17 protein-coding genes are annotated in these 19,391 nt (G+C 52.1%); 16 read left to right on the forward strand and 1 reads right to left on the reverse strand.

Features of this window, described 5'->3' with window-relative positions:
• The first annotated feature begins 4 nt into the window (after positions 1-4).
• Entirely contained in the window at positions 5-1,387 is a 1,383-nt protein-coding gene (locus ACX4JR_RS00250; protein ID WP_476059052.1) for a (Fe-S)-binding protein, read from the forward strand.
• A 95-nt stretch (positions 1,388-1,482) separates the two neighbouring features.
• Positions 1,483-2,913, forward strand: a complete 1,431-nt coding sequence (locus ACX4JR_RS00255) for a cobyrinate a,c-diamide synthase (protein ID WP_476059053.1) — start codon at positions 1,483-1,485, stop codon at positions 2,911-2,913.
• A 14-nt stretch (positions 2,914-2,927) separates the two neighbouring features.
• Here the strand turns inward: ACX4JR_RS00255 and ACX4JR_RS00260 are convergent, their stop codons facing one another.
• Positions 2,928-3,059 (reverse strand): hypothetical protein, encoded by a 132-nt coding sequence (locus ACX4JR_RS00260; RefSeq protein ID WP_476059054.1) that lies wholly within the window; start codon positions 3,057-3,059, stop codon positions 2,928-2,930.
• A gap of 145 nt (positions 3,060-3,204) precedes the next feature.
• On the opposite strand from ACX4JR_RS00260, the gene sleB reads away from it, so the two are divergent.
• The 14 genes from sleB to ACX4JR_RS00330 all read left to right on the forward strand — a co-directional run bounded on the left by sleB (position 3,205) and on the right by ACX4JR_RS00330 (position 19,380).
• A complete protein-coding gene (gene sleB / locus ACX4JR_RS00265; RefSeq protein WP_476059055.1) occupies positions 3,205-3,924 on the forward strand; it encodes a spore cortex-lytic enzyme in 720 nt (239 codons plus the stop codon).
• A 16-nt stretch (positions 3,925-3,940) separates the two neighbouring features.
• On the forward strand, positions 3,941-5,308 hold the full coding sequence (ypeB, locus tag ACX4JR_RS00270) for a germination protein YpeB (protein ID WP_476059056.1): 1,368 nt from the start codon (positions 3,941-3,943) through the stop codon (positions 5,306-5,308).
• 551 nt (positions 5,309-5,859) lie between these two features.
• On the forward strand, positions 5,860-6,345 hold the full coding sequence (locus tag ACX4JR_RS00275) for an Lrp/AsnC family transcriptional regulator (RefSeq protein WP_476059057.1): 486 nt from the start codon (positions 5,860-5,862) through the stop codon (positions 6,343-6,345).
• Positions 6,342-7,586, forward strand: a complete 1,245-nt coding sequence (locus tag ACX4JR_RS00280) for an aminotransferase class I/II-fold pyridoxal phosphate-dependent enzyme (RefSeq protein WP_476059058.1) — start codon at positions 6,342-6,344, stop codon at positions 7,584-7,586. Before ACX4JR_RS00275 ends, ACX4JR_RS00280 begins: the two co-directional genes overlap by 4 nt.
• 320 nt (positions 7,587-7,906) lie before the next feature.
• Positions 7,907-9,211: a phenylacetate--CoA ligase family protein gene (locus ACX4JR_RS00285; RefSeq protein ID WP_476059059.1), complete on the forward strand. Its 1,305-nt coding sequence runs from the start codon at positions 7,907-7,909 to the stop codon at positions 9,209-9,211.
• Positions 9,208-10,968, forward strand: coding sequence for an indolepyruvate ferredoxin oxidoreductase subunit alpha (gene iorA / locus ACX4JR_RS00290; protein WP_476059060.1), 1,761 nt, complete (start codon positions 9,208-9,210; stop codon positions 10,966-10,968). Before ACX4JR_RS00285 ends, iorA begins: the two co-directional genes overlap by 4 nt.
• Entirely contained in the window at positions 10,961-11,536 is a 576-nt protein-coding gene (locus ACX4JR_RS00295; RefSeq protein WP_476059061.1) for an indolepyruvate oxidoreductase subunit beta, read from the forward strand. The genes iorA and ACX4JR_RS00295 overlap by 8 nt, the downstream gene beginning before the upstream one ends.
• A gap of 118 nt (positions 11,537-11,654) precedes the next feature.
• Positions 11,655-12,263: a hypothetical protein gene (locus ACX4JR_RS00300; protein WP_476059062.1), complete on the forward strand. Its 609-nt coding sequence runs from the start codon at positions 11,655-11,657 to the stop codon at positions 12,261-12,263.
• A 3-nt stretch (positions 12,264-12,266) separates the two neighbouring features.
• On the forward strand, positions 12,267-13,712 hold the full coding sequence (locus ACX4JR_RS00305; protein WP_476059063.1) for a thymidylate synthase: 1,446 nt from the start codon (positions 12,267-12,269) through the stop codon (positions 13,710-13,712).
• A gap of 129 nt (positions 13,713-13,841) precedes the next feature.
• Positions 13,842-15,524, forward strand: coding sequence for an arginine--tRNA ligase (gene argS, locus ACX4JR_RS00310; RefSeq protein WP_476059064.1), 1,683 nt, complete (start codon positions 13,842-13,844; stop codon positions 15,522-15,524).
• Between the two features lie 24 nt (positions 15,525-15,548).
• Positions 15,549-15,716: a XapX domain-containing protein gene (locus ACX4JR_RS00315; RefSeq protein WP_476059065.1), complete on the forward strand. Its 168-nt coding sequence runs from the start codon at positions 15,549-15,551 to the stop codon at positions 15,714-15,716.
• Between the two features lie 121 nt (positions 15,717-15,837).
• Positions 15,838-17,448 (forward strand): CTP synthase, encoded by a 1,611-nt coding sequence (locus ACX4JR_RS00320; protein ID WP_476059066.1) that lies wholly within the window; start codon positions 15,838-15,840, stop codon positions 17,446-17,448.
• 128 nt (positions 17,449-17,576) lie between these two features.
• Entirely contained in the window at positions 17,577-18,533 is a 957-nt protein-coding gene (gene sppA, locus ACX4JR_RS00325; protein ID WP_476059067.1) for a signal peptide peptidase SppA, read from the forward strand.
• Positions 18,523-19,380: a YIP1 family protein gene (locus ACX4JR_RS00330; RefSeq protein ID WP_476059068.1), complete on the forward strand. Its 858-nt coding sequence runs from the start codon at positions 18,523-18,525 to the stop codon at positions 19,378-19,380. The genes sppA and ACX4JR_RS00330 overlap by 11 nt, the downstream gene beginning before the upstream one ends.
• Positions 19,381-19,391 lie beyond the last annotated feature (11 nt).

Below are 19,391 nucleotides of genomic sequence, written 5' to 3' on the forward strand. Positions count from 1 at the left end.
TTAGATGCCTGAATATAAAGGTATGGTGCAACCAGGACGGGCCAAGCCGGAAGATATGCGCAAAATTCATATAGAGCCCGTTCCTGACGAGCAAAAGCCGGAGAAAGCATTAGAATACCTGGATTATATACGTAAGAAATTCAGGTCCTTTGTAATGGCCATGGAATGCTGCACTAAGTGCGGGCTTTGCGCCGAAAACTGTCACACCTACCTTGGAACCCGGGACCCCAATAACATTCCCACCAACCGCGCGGAATTAATCCGTAAAATTTATCGGCGTTATTTCACCCTGGAAGGCCGCTGGTTCGGCAAGCTGGTCGGTGCCGAAGATATAAGCCTGGATGTCATTGAACAATGGTACTCTTACTTCTGGCAGTGCAGTGAATGCCGCAGGTGTGCCCACGTTTGTCCTTTCGGGATCGATACCTGTGAAGTTACCATGGCGGGCAGGCAAATACTGCACTGGCTGGGTATAACTCCCAAGCTGCACGCCGATGTGGGCGCCGCTATGGAAAGGGTGGGCAACCATACCGGGCTGCCCAAGCCGGGCATAATTGATACCCTGGAGTTTCTGGCCGAAGAGTGCAAGGACGAGTTCGGTGTTGAAATTGAATTCCCGGTGGATAAGCCCGATGCCGATATAATGTATGTCCCGTCTTCAGCTGACTTCCTTTTGAACCCGTATACCCTTATGGGTGCGGGAATGTTCTTCACTTATATCGGCGCCAACTGGACGATTCCCAGTACCGTCACTGAGGCCGGTAACTTCGGGCTTTTGTTTGACCAGTATTATACCCAGCGGCACAATGTAATGCGCCTCTTGAATGCCGCCCAGGAACTTAATGTCAAGAAAATTGTCTGGGGCGAGTGCGGCCACGGCTGGCGTGCCGCCAAGATGTACATCCCCAGCCTGGCGGACCGGCCGGTTCGCTGGGACATAACCCACATTCACGATGAGGTTGCTCACCTGATTCGCACCAACCAGCTTAAACTGGATCCCTCTAAAATCACCAGGCCCGTTACGCTGCACGATCCGTGCAACTACGTGCGTGCCTGCGGTCTGAATGAAAACATGCGAGTCATCATTAAGGCCTGCGTATCCAACTTTATTGAAATGACCCCCAACGGGGCTGACAATTTCTGCTGCGGTGGCGGGTCCGGCATCTTGTTTGATGACAAGGAAATGTACCAGCGCAGGATCCTGCTGAGCAAGGTTAAGGCGGACCAGGTAAGGGCCACCGGTATCGGTAAGAACGGCGACGGCATCCTGTGTGCACCGTGTTCCATTTGCAAGGCACAGCTTTACCCCATGGTTGAGGAGCACGAACTGGGAGTGGAAGTTAAGGGCCTTATCGACCTGGTGGGCATGGCCCTGGACTGGAAGTAAAATATCATTCTTCTTTACATGCACATAGTAGCGGTGGGGGTACCCCCACCGCTCTCTATTGAGGAACTTTTTTCAGAGACTAAGGCGGGATAAAGATGCAGCAAGTAATTAATGTACCTCGCTTGGTGGTGGGAGCACCACAGGGCAGATCAGGAAAAACAACCGTTACCATGGCTTTATTGAGCGGACTGGTGAAAAAGAAACTAACAGTACAGTCCTTTAAAAAGGGGCCCGATTTTATCGATCCCAGCTGGCATTCCCGGGTAACCGGGCGCCCGTGCCGCAACCTGGACCGTTTTTTAATGAATGAGGAAACCATCAAGCAATCCCTGGCCAGGGGAGTCAGGGGGGCGGATATAGCAGTGGTGGAAGGAGCCATGGGACTTTTTGACGGGGTTGATCTCGAAGGCAACGGCAGCACGGCGGAAATTGCCAGGATAATCGCCGCGCCGGTGGTTCTGGTGGTTAATACCACCAGAATGACCAGAAGTGTGGCCGCCATAGTGAAAGGCTGCATGGAATTTGACCCCAGAGTAAAGGTGGCAGCGGTGATTTTGAATAAAGTTGCCAGGCCGAGACACGAACAAATGCTCCGTAAGGCCATAGAATACTACTGCGGCATACCGGTATTGGGTGTCATTCCCAAGGGTAAACAATTTGCCATTCCCGACAGGCACCTGGGACTCATACCTGCCGGTGAAGACGATGAACTGGCGGCCGGGATTGATCTTGCCGGCGCTGAGGCCGGGAAGTACCTGGACCTGGACGGGCTGTTGGAGCTGGCAAAAAAAGCGGAGCCATTAACTGTTGATGTTCAGGGCGAGGATAATGCCGGCATGGCGCGCTGGAGCGTAGACAGCCTGCCTTCCGGAACCGGTGCCCGGGTAAAAATAGGAATATGTATGGACAGGGCTTTCAGTTTCTATTATCCCGAAAACCTGGAGGCACTGAGTGCCGCCGGAGCCGACCTCGTGGCCGTTGACACCTTAAGCGACGTGGATTTGCCGGAGCTGGACGGCCTGTATATAGGGGGCGGCTTTCCGGAAATATTTCGGAAGGAACTGGAAAATAACGCAAAATTACGGAGGCAAATAGCCATGGCCATTGATGACGGCATGCCCGTTTATGCTGAGTGTGGCGGGCTGATGTATCTTGGCCGGCGCATAATATGGCAGGGTGAAAGCCATGAAATGGTAGGGGCCCTGCCCTTTGACGTGGAAATGCTGGAGAAGCCCCAGGGACATGGTTATATTGTCCTTAAAGTGGAAAAGAAAAATCCTTATTTCCCCGTGGGCTCCACGCTGAGGGGCCATGAATTCCACCATTCCAGGGTTGTTAATATGGATACGTCCCGCCTGCAGGTTGCCTGGCGGGTAACCCGCGGCTACGGAATTGATGGCAGGGGGGACGGGCTGGTTTACAAGAATGTTTTGGTTTCCTACACTCACCTGCATGCCCTGGGAGAGGCCGGATGGGCACCGGCCCTGGTCAAAAAGGCCGTGGAATACCGCAAAAAGCGCGCGTAAAAAAGCCCACCCCATCAAGGGGTGGGCTTTTTGTTTGAATCCTTCCTGTAGCGGAACTTTTTCCTGGTTTCAAGTCTGAATCCCAGGGTAAATCCCAAAATAGCCACGAGGACCAGGAAAATGACAAAAAGAGCGGTGGCGCTCACATGAAACAACTCCTTTTAACCGAATAGTTAATATTTCTTTTTCCTGCCGCCATTATCCTGTTCCGAAATTAAATTTATTTACATACATCCCTCACCTGGAAGGAAAACTATTATAACAATACCATATTTAAGGGGGATAGGGCCATTGCAGAAAATCTATAAAAAATATTTTTTGCAAATAATACTGATAACCTTTCTACTGGGGGGTACCTTTGCTTTATCTCTTTTTGAGCGGTGTGCACAGGCTCAAAACCGCACCCTTTACTGGGGAAGTACCGGCAGGGACGTGGTCAGGGTCCAATACCGGTTAAGCCAGTGGGGATATTATAACGGGCCCATTGACGGGGTATACGGAGCTAAAACCTGGCAAGCGGTAAAATTATTTCAGGCCCGTAACGGCCTGAACCCGGATGGAATTGTCGGGAACAATACATGGGCATACCTGGGCTTCACCGGAATCAATAAAGGAGCGGCAGCTACAGCGGCCACTTCTTCCCGGGCCGGCGTTTGGGACAGGAACGGGGTTTATTTGCTGGCCAAGGTTATTGCCGGAGAGGCCCGGGGAGAGCCGTTCCTGGGTAAAGTAGCCGTGGGCGCCGTTATTCTGAACAGAGTACAAAGTTCTGCCTTTCCCGACACCCTGGCCGGCGTTATCTACCAGCCTTTTGCCTTCGAGTCGGTGATGAATGGCCAGTATAACCGGCGGGTGGATGCGGAGTCCCTCAGGGCTGCCAGGCTGGCGATGAGCGGCTGGGACCCCACCAATGGTGCCCTGTTTTTCTGGAACCCGGCTAAAAGAGTAAGTCCCTGGATTTGGAGCAGAAACATTACCATGCGGATAGGTAAACATGTTTTTGGTTTTTAAGGAGGGAAAAATAACAGTGCGAAAATGGATGTTTGCGCTACTGGCCGGTATACTGGCCGTTGCCGGGGCCGGCTACTGGGGATACCAGCAGTACATGGCCAGGCAAAGAGCGGAAACGGCACTGGCCAATAATTATAACCGGGCCTTTTATAATACGGTAGACCACGTGCAAAAACTGGAGGTGCTGCTGGCCAAGAGCCTGGTGGTAGCAGACAGGGAGCAGAGCGACAAAATATTTAATGAGATATGGCAGCAGGCTACCGCCGCCCTGGGTAATATTACCCAACTGCCGGTATCCGATGTTGTTATAGGTAGAACGGTCAAGTTTCTCACCCAGTTAGGGGATTTTTCCAAAAGGATGAGCGAAAATGCCGTGGAGGGAAAGACATTAACCGGCGAGCAATACACCAAACTACAAAAACTTTACCGCCAGGCTGGGGACCTTAACGGTGAGCTGCTAGAGGTAGCATCAAAAGTTACGGATGGGAAAATAAACTTTCGGGAGATGGCAGGAAGGACCCGGACACAGCTGGGCCGGGAAGGAAGGCACCTGGCCGGTGCCAATTTCCAGACCATTGACGAGAAAATGCAGAATTATCCCACTTTGATTTACGACGGGCCTTTCTCAGACCACCTGGAAAGAAGAAAGCCAAAGGCAATAGGCGGCAAAAAAATTGATGAGGCTACGGCAAAAGCCACGGCGCTTAAGTTTATTGACGGGAAAGAGGAAAGGAATTACGTGGCCCAGGTTACCGGAAGGGTTGAGGGAAACATACCGGCCTACCGGGTGGAACTAACGCCCCGAAAGAACGGTAAAGTTGCGGGCCGGCCGGCTGTAATGGATATATCCCGGCAGGGAGGGAAAGTAATCTGGAGTATAACTCCCAGGGAAATCGGTGAGGCCAATTGGAGTGTGGACAGAGCCCGCCAAAAAGCAAAAAGGTTTCTGGAAGAGCGCGGCTACAAAAATATGGTGGCCAGTTACTATCAAAAACATGACAATGTGGTAACTTATAACTTTGTTGCCAGGGAAGGAAATGTAATAGTTTATCCTGATATGATTAAGGTAACCGTAGCCCTTGATAATGGTGAAGTGGTAGGAACCGACTTCAGGGGATACCTGATGTCCCGCCACAAGCGAAATCTTCCCGGGCCAAAACTTTCGGAGCAAGAGGCCAGGGCTCTTTTAAGTCAGGAACTAAAAGTAAACAAGAAAGGACGTCTGGCGGTTATTCCCACGGAAACGTACGATGAAAAATTAACCTGGGAATTTCAGGGTACAATGCAGGGCAACACATTCCTGGTTTACATTAACGCCCTGACCGGAGAAGAAGAAAGAATCCTGCAAATGTTCCAAAACGACAGCGGCACGCTGACAATGTAGTAGTGATGACAAAAAGTGGGGCAAATGCCAGGAGAGGGCACATGAAAGTTCGTTGACACCTTCAAGGCACCATGCTATAATCTTAATACGCGTTTCTGGTATTAAAAAAGCACGGCAATGACAGGGAAGAAGGGTGCCGTTAATCATTCAGCGAGCCGGGGGAAGGTGGGAGCCCGGCTGAGGAAAGTACCCGGGCCGCCCTTGAGCTGCGGGCTGAAACCTTTTGGGGGAAATTTTCCAAGCCAGGACTGGCTTAATAAAGGTAATTTTTCCGTGGAAAAATTCCCCCAAATTTTGGGGGAAATTTTCCAAGCCAGGACTGGCTTAATAAAGGTAATTTTTCCAAGCCAAGTCCGGCTTAATAAAAAGTAATTTTTCCGTGGAAAAATTCCCCCAAAGAGGAGTAAGCTTTTTGCCGGTTAGCCCCCGTTAACGGGCCGGAGGGGACTGCATGCGCCTTATGCACGCAGTCAACTTGGGTGGTACCGCGAGCAAAAACTCTCGTCCCAAAGGACGAGAGTTTTTTATTTAAGGCCGAAAGGGGTGACAAATTGAAGAAAAAGGAAATACTGGAGCTTCTCGAATCCAACGCCAAATTAACCCCCGAAGAAATAGCCATCATGCTCAACATGCACCCGGAAACCGTAAAAAAAGAATTAAAATCAATGGAAGCAAATAAAATCATTTTAAAATATATGACCCTGATAAACTGGGAAAAAGCAGGGGAAGACAAGGTCGAAGCCATGATAGAGGTGCGGGTTACCCCGCAGCGGGACGTGGGCTACGATTCGGTGGCCGAGCGTATTTACCGTTTTCCGGAAGTTCGCAGCGTCCGGCTGATGAGCGGCACCTACGACCTGGCGGTATTCGTGGAAGGGAAAACCATGAAGGAAGTGGCCAACTTCGTAGCCACCAAGCTGGCCACCATAGACGGAGTAATAAGCACCACCACTCATTTCGTGTTAAAAACATACAAGCAGGACGGCGTAATTATGGAAGACGGAGAAGAAGACAGGAGGTTGGTGATCTCACCGTGAAAAGTTCCTGGAGCGACAAGCTGAGCCCGGCGGTTAAATCCATACCGCCTTCAGGAATCAGGAAATTCTTTGACCTGGTGGTGGAAACCAAAGGGGTAATTTCCCTGGGAGTTGGCGAGCCCGATTTTGTAACCCCGTGGCATATTCGCGAGGCCTGCATTTATGCCCTGGAAAGGGGCTATACCATGTATACCTCCAATTACGGCCTGCTGGAACTAAGGGAAGCAATTGTGCAGGATGTGCTGGAAAATTACGGCGTGAAGTATGATCCCCGGTCGGAAATCCTCGTTACCGTGGGCGTCAGTGAAGCCCTGGACCTGGCCATGCGGGCCGTTCTCTGCCCGGGTGATGAAGTACTGATTCCCGAACCTTCCTACGTAAGTTACGGGCCCATTACCATACTGGCCGGGGGGAGGCCGGTAATGATGCCCACCACCATAGAAAACGGGTTCAGGCTGACCCCCCAGCAGGTGGAAAAGGCCATAACACCCAAGACCAAAGTATTACTTCTTAGTTACCCCAATAATCCCACCGGGGCCGTTATGGACAGGGAGAGCCTGCTGGCCCTGGCTGAAATAGCCAAAAGCCGCGATTTAATTGTGATATCAGATGAAATTTACGATAAGTTAACTTATATCGGAGAACATACCTGCATGGCATCCCTGCCGGGGATGCGGGAGAGGACCATATTATTAAACGGTTTCAGCAAGGCTTACGCCATGACCGGCTGGCGGGTGGCCTATGCTGCCGGCAATGCCGATTTCATCGGGGCCATGACCAAGATCCACCAGTATTCCATGCTGTGTGCACCAATCACCGCCCAAATGGCTGCCCTGGAGGCACTGAAAAACGGGCGGTCCGCCATGAAGCAGATGGTCAGGCAATACAACCGCCGGCGCCACCTGGTGGTGCAGAGTTTCAAGGATATGGGCCTGCCGTGTTTTGAGCCCGGGGGCGCCTTCTACGCCTTTCCACAAATTTCGGTCACCGGCCTGTCCTCGGAGGAATTTGCCGAAGAGCTGCTTAAGGAAGAGAGGGTGGCGGTGGTGCCCGGCAATGCCTTCGGTGAGGCCGGAGAGGGATTCATTCGTGTGTCCTATGCGGCCTCAGTTGACGATTTAAGCGAGGCCTTCCGGCGCATGGCCCGGTTTGTCCGGCGCCGGGGAGTATTCCCCAAGAAAATTAAGGGGCCGTTTAGCATTGATTTGGTCCACAAGGAAGGAATCTGTCAAAACCTGTAGAATATCATACAATGCAGTCAATTGAAAATCAATTCACCTTGCTATCACTTATTTTGCGCGGGCATTTTTTTACGGCGGGCACGGTAGGATGGTCGTTGGTTTGTCCGGGCTCTGGATTTACTCGGGAATATGGTGGCGGGTCTGGAAAAGACTGCCCGCTTTCAGGCCATGACAATGCCCGGGCATCCTCAGGGCCCGGTGTCCATAGCCAGGAGTTCTCCGCCCTGGTTATTTTTGTTTTTTAGAGGGCCAATTTATGGAAGTTTTTCGATAAGTGATCCCATAAGGGAGTATGCCTTAAAAGAAGGATGGGATAGTATATGATTTGGGATGTGGAGCACGAGTGCATGGACAGGGAGCAACTTCGCTCCCTGCAATTAAAGCGGTTAAAGGAAACTGTGGACCGGGTATATCACCGGGTTCCCTATTACCGTAATCTTTTTGACGAGGTGGGCGTCAAGCCCTCGGACATTAAAACCCTGGAGGATGTAAGAAAGTTACCCTTCACCACCAAAGCAGCCCTGCGGGATAACTATCCTTACGGGCTGTTTGCAGTGCCTTTGAATAAAGTGGTGCGCCTGCATGCCTCCTCGGGCACCACGGGAAAGCCCACGGTGGTGGGTTATACCAAGAAGGACCTGGAAACGTGGTCCGAACTGGTTGCCCGCATTGCTACCCAGGCCGGGGTTACCGCTGAAGACGTGGTGCAGGTAACCTTCGGCTACGGTCTTTTCACCGGCGCCTTCGGGCTGCACTACGGCCTGGAAAAGGTGGGGGCCACCATTGTGCCGGCCTCGGTGGGCAATACCGAGAGGCAAATTATGCTCATGCAGGACTTCGGCACCACTGCCCTGGTGGGAACGCCGTCCTACTGCCTCCACCTGGCCGAGGTTGCCCGGGGAATGGGCATCGACCCGGCATCCCTGAACATCCGCGTAGGCCTGTTCGGCGCGGAGAGCTGGAGTGAAAGCATGCGCGGGGAACTGGAAAGGGCCTGGGGCGCCAAGGCCACCGACAACTACGGTCTCAGTGAAATAATAGGGCCCGGGGTATCCGGGGAATGTACGGTGGAGCCGGGAATGCACATCAGCGAGGACCACTTCCTGGTGGAGGTAATTGACCCGGAAACCGGAGAGCCCCTGGATTACGGTGAAGAGGGCGAACTGGTAATCACCACCCTCACCAAGGAGGCACTGCCCCTAATCCGTTACCGCACCAGGGACATTACGGTACTAAATCCGGAAAAGTGCGCCTGCGGCCGCACCACTGTCAGGATGCATAAAGTACTCGGCCGCACCGATGACATGCTCATAGTGTCCGGGGTAAATGTATTCCCCTCGCAAATAGAAACAGTTTTAATGGACATTGACGGCACTACACCCCACTACAGGATTATAGTGGATAAAAAAGGGTACCTGGATTACCTCGAGGTCCAGGTGGAAGTAACCGAAGAAATGTTTACCGGTAATTTCCGCGACCTGGAGGCGCTGGAAAACCGCATTCGCGACCGCCTGCGCAGCGTGCTGCAGATAAATGCCAGAGTCCGCCTGTTAGAGCCCCGCTCTTTAGAGCGCAGCACCGGCAAAGTTAAGAGGGTGTTTGACTACAGGAGGTGCAACACATGAAGAAACTGCTTTCCGGCAATGCCGCCATTGCCCGGGGAGCCTTCGAGGCCGGGGTTGCCCTGGCTGCAGGGTATCCCGGAACACCCAGCACGGAAATCCTGGAAAACTTTTCAAAGTATGAGGGAATATACTGCGAGTGGTCCCCCAACGAAAAAGTGGCCCTGGAAGTGGGTATTGGTGCTGCCCTGGCCGGGGCCAGGGCCCTGGTAACCATGAAGCACGTGGGAGTCAATGTGGCTGCAGATCCCCTGATGACCGCGGCCTATACCGGGGTGAACGGGGGCCTGGTGCTGGTATCCGCAGACGATCCCGGCATGCATAGCTCCCAAAATGAGCAGGACAACCGTTATTTTGCTAAATTTGCCAAAATTCCCGTTTTAGAGCCTTCCGACAGCCAGGAGGCCAAGGACATGGTGCTGCAGGGCCTGGAAATAAGTGAAAGCTGTGATATTCCGGTTATGTTACGGGTTACCACCCGGGTAGCCCACTCCCAGTCCTTCGTTTCCCTGGGAGAGCCGGCACCCCGGAGTGCCCGTCCCTATAAAAAGGATGCCCGAAAATACTTGATGGTTCCCGCCTTTGCCCGCATGCGCCGGGCTGACCTGGACAAAAGGTGGCAAAAGCTCCGGGAGTACAGCGAAAACACCCCGGTGAACAGGGTGGAATGGCGGGACAGGAAGATAGGGGTAATCACCAGCGGCATAAGCTACCAGTACGTCAGGGAAGTCCTTCCCGGTGCTTCGGTGTTTAAGCTGGGAATGACCAACCCCCTGCCCCTGACAAAAATAAAGGAATTTGCCGCTGCAGTGGAAAAACTGTTTGTGGTGGAAGAGCTGGAGCCGTTTATTGAAGAACAGCTGCGGGCCAATGGCATCAGCGTCACTGGCAAGGAATTATTTCCTGCCACAGGAGAGTTTTCCCCGGGATTGGTGCGGCGTAAATTTGTGGAAGCAGGGGTGCTGCCGGCAGACGGCGGTGAAAGAAACTTCGAGGATATGCCCGCCCTTCCGGGCCGCCCGCCGGTACTGTGCCCCGGGTGCCCGCACAGGGGAGTGTTTTATACTTTAAGAAAAATGAAACTCACCGTAACCGGGGATATAGGTTGCTATACCCTGGGCGGGCTGCCGCCCCTGGAAGGGATAGACAGTTGTGTCTGCATGGGGGCCAGTATCGGCATGGCCCACGGTGCCGAAAAGGCCGTTCCTGAAATGCGGGGGCGCACCGTTGCCGTTATCGGCGACTCTACATTTATGCACTCCGGCATTACCGGCCTTTTGAATATAGTATATAACAAGGGCACTTCAACGGTAATTATCCTGGATAACCGTACTACTGCCATGACGGGGCACCAGGACCACCCCGCCACCGGGCGTACCCTTATGGGGGAGGAAGCTCCGGAAGTGGACCTGGAGGCGCTGTGCCGGGCCCTGGGTGTTCCCGATGTAAAAGTGGTGAACCCCCTGGATCTGCAGCAGCTGCGGGAGGCCGTTGAGACCGCAGTAAAAGATCCCCGCCCCTCAGTGATTATTGCCCGCAGGCCCTGCGCCCTGCTGAAGAAAGAGCCGGCGGGGCCGCCGGTGAAAGTGGACCCGGATGCCTGCGAGGGATGCAAGGCATGCCTGCGCCTCAGTTGTCCGGCCATATCGGTGCAGGATAAACAAGCTTATGTAGACCCCATTATCTGTAATGGCTGCGGGGTATGTACCCAGGTGTGTAAGTTCGGGGCCCTGGTGAAAGGTGGTGAGGCCGGTGCTTAAGCCGGTGGATATATTGCTGGTAGGTGTGGGGGGCCAGGGGACCATCCTGGCCAGCAAGGTAATTTGTACGGCCGCCCGGCTGGCCGGCTACGACATTAAGATGTCGGAGATTCACGGCATGGCCCAGCGGGGCGGAAGCGTGGTCACCCAGGTAAGGCTGGGGGAAAAGGTGCACTCCCCCCTTATTGAAGAAGGCAAGGCCGGCGTGATTCTGGCCTTTGAACAGCTGGAAGGCCTGCGCTGGCTGCCCTGGCTCAAAAAGGGCGGCATAATGATTGTTAACAAACAGGCCATATCACCGGTGCCGGTACTGGCCGGGCTGGCGGAATACCCGGCCAATGTCCTGGAATATATTCAACAAAAAGCACCGGGTTCCGTGGTGATAGATGCCCTGGAAATGGCCATCGCCTGCGGCAATGCCCGAACGGCCAATGTGGTACTGCTGGGTACCCTGGCCCGCAAATTGCCCATCTCCAGAGAAATGTGGGAGCAGGCTCTGGAAAAGGCCGTCCCGCCGAAATTCCTGGACGTGAACAAAAAGGCCTTCGAGGCCGGCTATAATATATAACTAACCAAGTTGTCTGCTCCTTGCAGGAGACCAAGTGGTTATTGTTAAATAACCACTTGGTTGAATTTTTTAAGTTTCATTTTTGGACCTGAGGAGGTTTGGCTGTTTCCTTGTAAAAATGAAATTGTTGAAAGTGGAAAGGCACCCGGAGCAGGAGTTGCTTGATAACCTTAAAAAGGTATCGTTATTAAATAATACCAATTTTTACCCCTATAAAAATTGTTATATTTCCCTTGAAAAAATAAAAACAGAGTATTTAACGCCCGTGCAAAATTATATTTGGACCGAATCCTTAAAAAAAGTCAGGTTTCTCAAATGGGCCTTAGAGGAACATGGTATTGATATTTACAATCTCAACGGGTATGTAACGTTATACTTGGAGGGGGAAAAGGAGCCCGTTGACCTTCTGCCCCCAATCATTGAGGAGTCCATTGAACGGGACGGTTCAGTGGTAAATTTGGTGTGCGACGGCATGCACCGTGTTTACATGGCCAGGCTGGACTGGATCGTGCCGCAGGTGGTGTTTATAAGAGGTATCCCCAAAGAATGTCCCTATTATGCCTGTCCTATACCCAACGGGTGGGACGGCGTAAAAGTATATGAGCAGCTCCCGGGTGAATTTCTTAAAAAGTGGCATAGGGTAAAAGAGCACAGGAATCTCTACAGGAATTTCAATTCAGCATTTCAAAATGTGGGCGGCCCGAGAACTTCAAAGGCAAGGGGATAGATAATGCTGAGTTTTGTCCCGCTTTATTACGGCGACAAATTAAAAATAATAAACCCCAACGGCTTTGTGGGAGTAATTACCCTGTGGTCGAAGGTTGAATTCGTATATGGCAAGCTGGCGGAACAAAACGTTGATTTAAGCCCGGAAACATCGCCCATAGCAGCCATCGGTAACTTATACGGCAACGGCTTGAAGCAGCTTTTACGCAACCTGCTGTATAACCCCCAGATAACCCACCTTTGCGTGTGCGGCAAAAACCGCTCCGGGTCGCTGGAAGAGCTGGTAAATTTCTTTGAGCTGGGGGTTGAAGATTATGATTTTTTAGGAATCCGGGGAAAACGGGTTAAAGGGACAAAAAGAATTCTGGATAGCTTGATAGAGCCGGGCCTCTTCAGGACAGTTCCCGAGATCACATATGTTGGTGATTTGACCGGCGAAAGTTCCGTAAAACAGCTGGCAAATTATTTTGCCAACCTGGAGCGGCCGGTGCCGGGCGGGACGCTGTCGCGGGTGAAATTGGAACTCCCGCCGCAGAAAGTAAGCCGTTTCCCCAGTAATCCCCGCAGTCATACCATTGTCAAGGATAAGCCCCTGGAGGCCTGGAAGGAATTAATATTCCGCATTGTCAGGTTCGGACATTTGGTGCACCTGAAAAAAGGCGACAGGCAGGAGCTGCAAAATGTGAAGGTAATAGTTGAAGAGCCGGCGGAAGAGCCCGCCGAAGAACTGGAAAAATACGGGTTTGAGTTAACCAGGTTTCATGAATACCAGAGGGAAATATTAAACCCGGCGCCGCCGGCGGGTGACACGAGCTATACTTACGGAAACCGGATTCGGAAGTACTTTAACAACGTTGATTCCCTGCAAGAATGTATTAAAAGGCTTAATAATGATTATCAAGACCGCCAGTGTTTTATAACCCTTTGGGATACGGAAAATGATTTGAAGCATGGAAAGAGTAATCCCTGCCTGGTTTCACTGTTTTTCAGGGTTTTTGAAGACAAGCTTACCTTGACGGCTTCTTTCAGGACCCATAACGCGCTGGATGCCTGGCTGGAAAATTTTTACGGCTTGATGGCGGTGCTTAACCATGTAAGCAAGGAAACCGGGTTTGAGCCCGGGGCAATAACCGTTTTCAGTCACTCCATATCCGTAAACGTAGAAGAATACGAGCGGGCAAAAAGTATTGCCGCTGAAAAGCGGCTGGAAATTGAATTTGACCCCAACGGTTATTTTCAAATAAGTGTTGAGAAAGGAGAAATAGTTGTAAGACATCTTTTTGACGGGGTAGTTATTGATGAATACCGGGGAAAGAAGGCAGAGAGATTGCAGCTTTTGTTAGCTCGCAACCGTGTTGTTTCCGACATCGGCCACGCCATGTATTTGGGCAGGGAAATTGCACGGGCCGAGTTTTGCCTCCGGCGGGGAGAACCCTATGTGCAAAAATAATTAGGTCCAGCACTCAAAAATTTGAGTGCTGGACGGATTTAATAATTTTTACCATCTTTGTCTTTTTGTGGCGGGAAAAAGGGGTTATAATATTGACTAATGTTGAAAGATATCGGGAGGTTAACCAGGATGTACATCGTAGAAAAAATATGCAATGAATTGCGCCAGGCGCTGGTAAAGGCAGTTGAAAAGGCCGCACACACAGGGGCCCTGCCCCGGCTGGAAATTCCCGATTTCCTGGTGGAAGTGCCCCGGGAAAAAGAGCACGGGGATTTTGCCACCAACCTGGCCATGATGCTGGCCAGGCCCGCCCGCAGCGCTCCCCGAAATATTGCCGGGATACTGGCGGATAACCTGGAACTGGACAAAAACCTGGTTAAGAATGTGGAAATAGCGGGCCCGGGCTTTATAAATTTTTACCTGGATCCCCGCTGGCCCCTGGAGGGCCTTCCCGTCATCCTGGAGCAGGGTGAAAATTACGGGCGGGTAAACCTGGGCCGGGGCAAAAAAGTGCAGGTGGAATTTGTAAGCGCTAACCCCACCGGCCTTTTGCACATGGGCAACGCCAGGGGGGCCGCCCTGGGAGACAGCCTGGCCGCCATCCTGGACTTTGCCGGCTATGAGGTTACCCGGGAATATTACATAAATGACGCCGGCAAGCAAATTGAAAATTTCGGGCTGTCCCTGGAAGCCCGCTACTTTCAACTCCTGGGGCGCGAGGCCCAAGTTCCCGAGGACGGTTACCACGGGCAGGACATCATAGATACGGTTAAGGGCTTTATAGACAAATACGGTGATAAATACCTGGATGCCGGCGAGGAAGAGCGGCGCAGCGCCCTGGTGGAGTATGCATTGAAAGAAAAATTGGGGGCAATCAGAAAAGTCCTGGAAGATTTTGGCGTAAAATATGACGTGTGGTTCTCCGAACAGTCCCTCCACGACGGGGGCAAGGTGGATGCCGCCCTTGAGCGCCTCAAAGAGCGGGGATACACATACGAGCGCGACGGGGCCCTCTGGTTCAAGGCCACTGGTTTCGGGGTGGAAAAGGACGAGGTTCTGGTGCGGAAAAACGGTATCCCCACTTACTTTGCCGCGGACGTGGCCTACCACATGGACAAATTCGAGCGGGGGTTTGACTGGGTGATAAATGTCTGGGGGGCCGACCACCACGGTCACGTTTCCCGGATGAAGGGCGCGGTGGCCGCCCTGGGCTATGACCCGGACGCCCTGAGCGTAGTGATAATGCAGCTGGTACGGCTTTTCCGGGGCGGTGAAATAGTGCGCATGTCCAAGCGCACGGGGCAGTTTGTCACTCTGGACGAACTAATGGAGGAAGTGGGGAAGGACGCGGCCCGCTATTTCTTTATTATGCGCAGTGCGGACAGCCACCTGGATTTCGACCTGGACCTGGCCAAATCCCACACCAATGAAAACCCGGTATATTACATTCAGTATGCCCATGCCCGTATATGCAGCATTCTGAGGCAGCCGGCCGCCGGGGAGATTATTGACCGGGCCCGGCAAGAGCCGCCCGCGGAAAAGCTGGCCAGCGAGGCCGAACTTGCCCTGGCCAGGCGATTGGTGGATTTTCCCGAAGAAATTACCCTGGCCGCCGGGCAGCTGGCCCCGCACAGGATTGCCCGCTACCTGCACGAAGTGGCAGGGCTCTTGCACAGTTTTTATAATGCCCACCGCGTCATCACCGGTGACAAAGACTTGAGCGCCGCCCGGCTGGCCCTGGTGGACGCCACCCGCATAGTCCTGCGCAACGGGCTAAAATTGCTGGGCCTTACTGCACCGGAAAGGATGTAAAAGCATTATTAAGGGGGAAATCCATTGCGGGAAATCATACTCTCACTGCTAGCGGGTTTTATACTGGGACTCGTTTTTTGCCGGCTTAAGCTGCCCGTTCCCGCCCCTCCCACCCTGGCCGGCGTAATGGGCATAGTAGGAATTTTCCTGGGTTATCTTATGGCCACAAAATTTTTGGGGTGGGGAGATTGAAGAATTTTCTTATATTGACACTTACCATGCCCGTTTATAGAATAGATAAGGTAGTTGTAAAAAAGGAGATAAAAGCACTTCTAATCACACAACAGAAATTGGCATCTGGAGGGCTTACCAAATGACCAGGTTTATATTCATCACGGGTGGAGTTGTATCATCGCTGGGAAAAGGAATAACTGCCGCCTCCCTGGGGCGGCTTTTAAAAATACGCGGGCTGAAAGTGGCAATACAAAAACTGGACCCCTATATTAACGTTGACCCGGGAACCATGAGCCCCTACCAGCACGGCGAGGTTTTTGTAACCGAGGACGGTGCCGAAACCGACCTGGACCTGGGACACTACGAGCGCTTTATAGATGTTAACGTCAGCAAGAGCAGCAATGTTACCACCGGGGTAATTTATTCTTCGGTGATAAACAAGGAGCGCCGGGGAGATTATCTGGGGGCCACCATTCAGGTTATCCCCCACATTACCAATGAAATAAAAAGAAGGGTTCTTAAAATAGCCGAAGAGCACCATCCGGATGTAGTAATCTGCGAAATAGGCGGGACCGTCGGGGACATTGAGTCCCTTCCTTTTTTGGAGGCCATTCGCCAGCTAAAAAGCGATCTCGGGCGGGACAGGGTGATGTACATACATGTTACCCTGGTGCCCTTTTTGAAGGCTACCAATGAATTAAAAACCAAGCCCACCCAGCACAGCGTTAAAGAACTCCGGAGCATTGGCATACAGCCTGACGTGATAGTTTGCCGTACGGAAAAGCCTCTGTCCGAGGAAATCAAAGATAAGCTGGCACTGTTTTGCGATATAGATAAGGATGCCGTAATCGAGGCCCTTGATGTGGATTCCATTTACGAAGTGCCGTTAAAAATGGAAGAAGAAGGCCTGGCCAATTTTACGGTGAACCGACTGAAGCTCGAATGCGGCCCGCCGGATATTTCTGAGTGGCGTAAAATGGTGGAAAAAATGAAAAACCTCAAAAACTTGGTCACCATCGGGCTGGTGGGTAAATATGTTTCCCTGCCCGACGCCTATATAAGTGTTGCCGAGGCGCTGAGGCATGCCGGCTTGTTCCACGGCTGGGCGGTAAAAATTAAGTGGATAAATTCCGAAGAAGTGCAGCCGGAAAATGTAGAAGATTACCTCCGCGATGTTGACGGCATACTGGTGCCCGGGGGATTCGGTGACCGGGGAATTGAAGGAAAGATTACCGCCATTAAATATGCCCGGGAAAGGCAGGTTCCCTTTTTGGGCATTTGCCTGGGAATGCAGCTGGCGGTGGTGGAATTTGCCCGTAACGTTTTGGGCTGGCATGGCGCCAACAGCTCGGAATTTGACGTGGCCACCCCGTACCCGGTAATTGATCTGCTGCCCGAACAAAAGAAACTGGACAGAATGGGCGGCACAATGCGCCTGGGAAGATACCCCTGCCGCCTGCTGGAAGGCTCACTGGCCCACCGGGCTTATAATACGCTGGAAATTTCCGAGCGCCACAGGCACCGTTATGAACTGAATAACGAATACCGGCAAGCCCTGGCTGAAAAGGGAATGGTTTTCAGCGGTACCACTCCCCCTGACGGCTATTTGGTGGAAATAATAGAATTACCGGGCCATCCCTGGTTTGTGGGCACTCAATTTCATCCCGAATTTAAATCCCGGCCATACAGGCCCCACCCGCTTTTCAAAGACTTTGTGGGCGCGTCCGTCAAAAACAAATCTCATCGATAAATTGGGACTTCTTGACAACAGCAGCTTTGGATTGACCCGATCCAAAGCTTTTTTGTTAGGAGGAGGGTACCGCCTGCCCGGTGAGAATTTAAAAGAATTAAATAATATTTAGGAGGTGTATTTAAGCTTTGCATAAAAAAGTGATAACCGGAATTATCATCGGAATTGTGGTTATATCTGTTGTTGCGGCCGGCATTATGGCCGGCAGGCCGGCCCCCCTGTCAAACAGTGCCCGGGGCAACATAGGGGTAATAAATATAACCGGCATGATCACCACCGGCGGTTCCACATCCCCTATTTTCGGCGAAGCCACAGCCGGGTCTGACGAAATCAACAAACAAATTCGGGAAGCTGCCGATAACCCCAATTTGAAGGCGGTGGTTTTACGGCTGAACAGCCCGGGAGGGACCGTGGCCGGCACCCAGGAAATAGCTGTGGAAGTTGACCGGTTGAGGAAGTCGGGCAAAAAAGTAGTGGCTTCCATGGGAGATGTGGCTGCCTCCGGGGCTTACTGGATAGCTGCCCGGGCCGATAAAATAGTGGCCAATCCGGGGACCATTACCGGCAGTATCGGTGTAATTATGCAGACGACAAACCTGGAAGGCCTTTACGAAAAATTGGGTATCGAGGAAAATACCTTTAAAAAGGGTAAATACAAGGACATGGGGTCGCCAACCCGGAAAATAACCAGGGAAGAAAAGGCCATAATAGAGGGAATGATTGATGAGCATTACCGGCAATTTATAAGGGCCGTTGCCGAAGGCCGGAATATGGATCTTGACCAGGTAAGAAAACTGGCCACGGGTAGGGTCTTTACCGGCAGCCAGGCCAGGGATGTGGGGCTGGTAGATGAACTGGGTAATTTTTACGATGCGGTAAATTTAGCCGCTGAGCTGGCCGGTATTCGGGGAAAGCCCGTTGTGGTGAACCTGGGACCGGAAAAAAATTGGTGGGACATTTTGGAAAGTATTGCCTTTCGGCCCTTTGAAAGCGTTAACTGGCAGCGTTTTTTGGAAGAATATCCTGCTGCCTGGCTGTTATATTCACCTGAATGGAAAGCGGGGTATATTTATAATGGCAGATAAAAACAGGGAGAATGAACATATGAAAGAAATTCAGGATTTTCGCGAAGATAACGGGGCGGAAAGGGAAACTGCCGGCGATCCCGCTTTCTTTGCGAGGGATATTGCGGGGCCGGGGGACCGGGAGGAAAGTTCCGTTCCCCGGGAATTGCCGGCCCCCGGCCGGCAGGAGGCGGGCGGGCCCGGAAAGGGCCCGGAGAAGCCGGGGCTTGAACTTTTTGATCTCATCTACGGCGTGCTCTTTGATCCCGGGCGCACCTTCAAAAAAGCGGCCGCCAGTCCCCCTCTCTGGCAGTCGGTGTTTATTTATGCCGTAATAAATCTCTTAAGCGGTATAATGGGAATATTCATCAAATTGAGGGTAATGCCTTTCGGCACTGTGGATCTTGCCATACCGGTAATACAGGTGGTGAAGGGCATGATACCCCTACTTGCCATTGGCGGCTTTTTTATGCAATTTATTAAATGGTTTACATATAGCGCGCTGCTGCACCTGATAGCCGATTTTCTCGGCGGCAGGGGTAATGCCCGGGGAGTGTTTACCGTGTACGGTCTGGCCGCGCTGCCCACGCTTTTTTTAATTCCCGTACAGTTATTGGTAATTGCCCTGGACCCGCGCAGCATTTTGGTAAATATAATATTAATTCCCGTTTCCCTGGCCCTGGCCATTTGGGGAATCGTTCTCCTGGTAATGGGTATACGGGAGGTGCACCGCCTGTCCACCGGCAGGGCGATTGCGGTTGTACTTACCCCTGTACTGGTCATGGTCGTGCTGGCGATTTTGACTTTAATCATAATTATGTCCTTTGCTGCTTCCCTACCCCCGCTGCTGCGCTGGCCTTCCCTTTAGAAATTTATTTG

The sequence above is a fragment of the Desulfofundulus sp. JL263-se genome, from assembly GCF_056316025.1.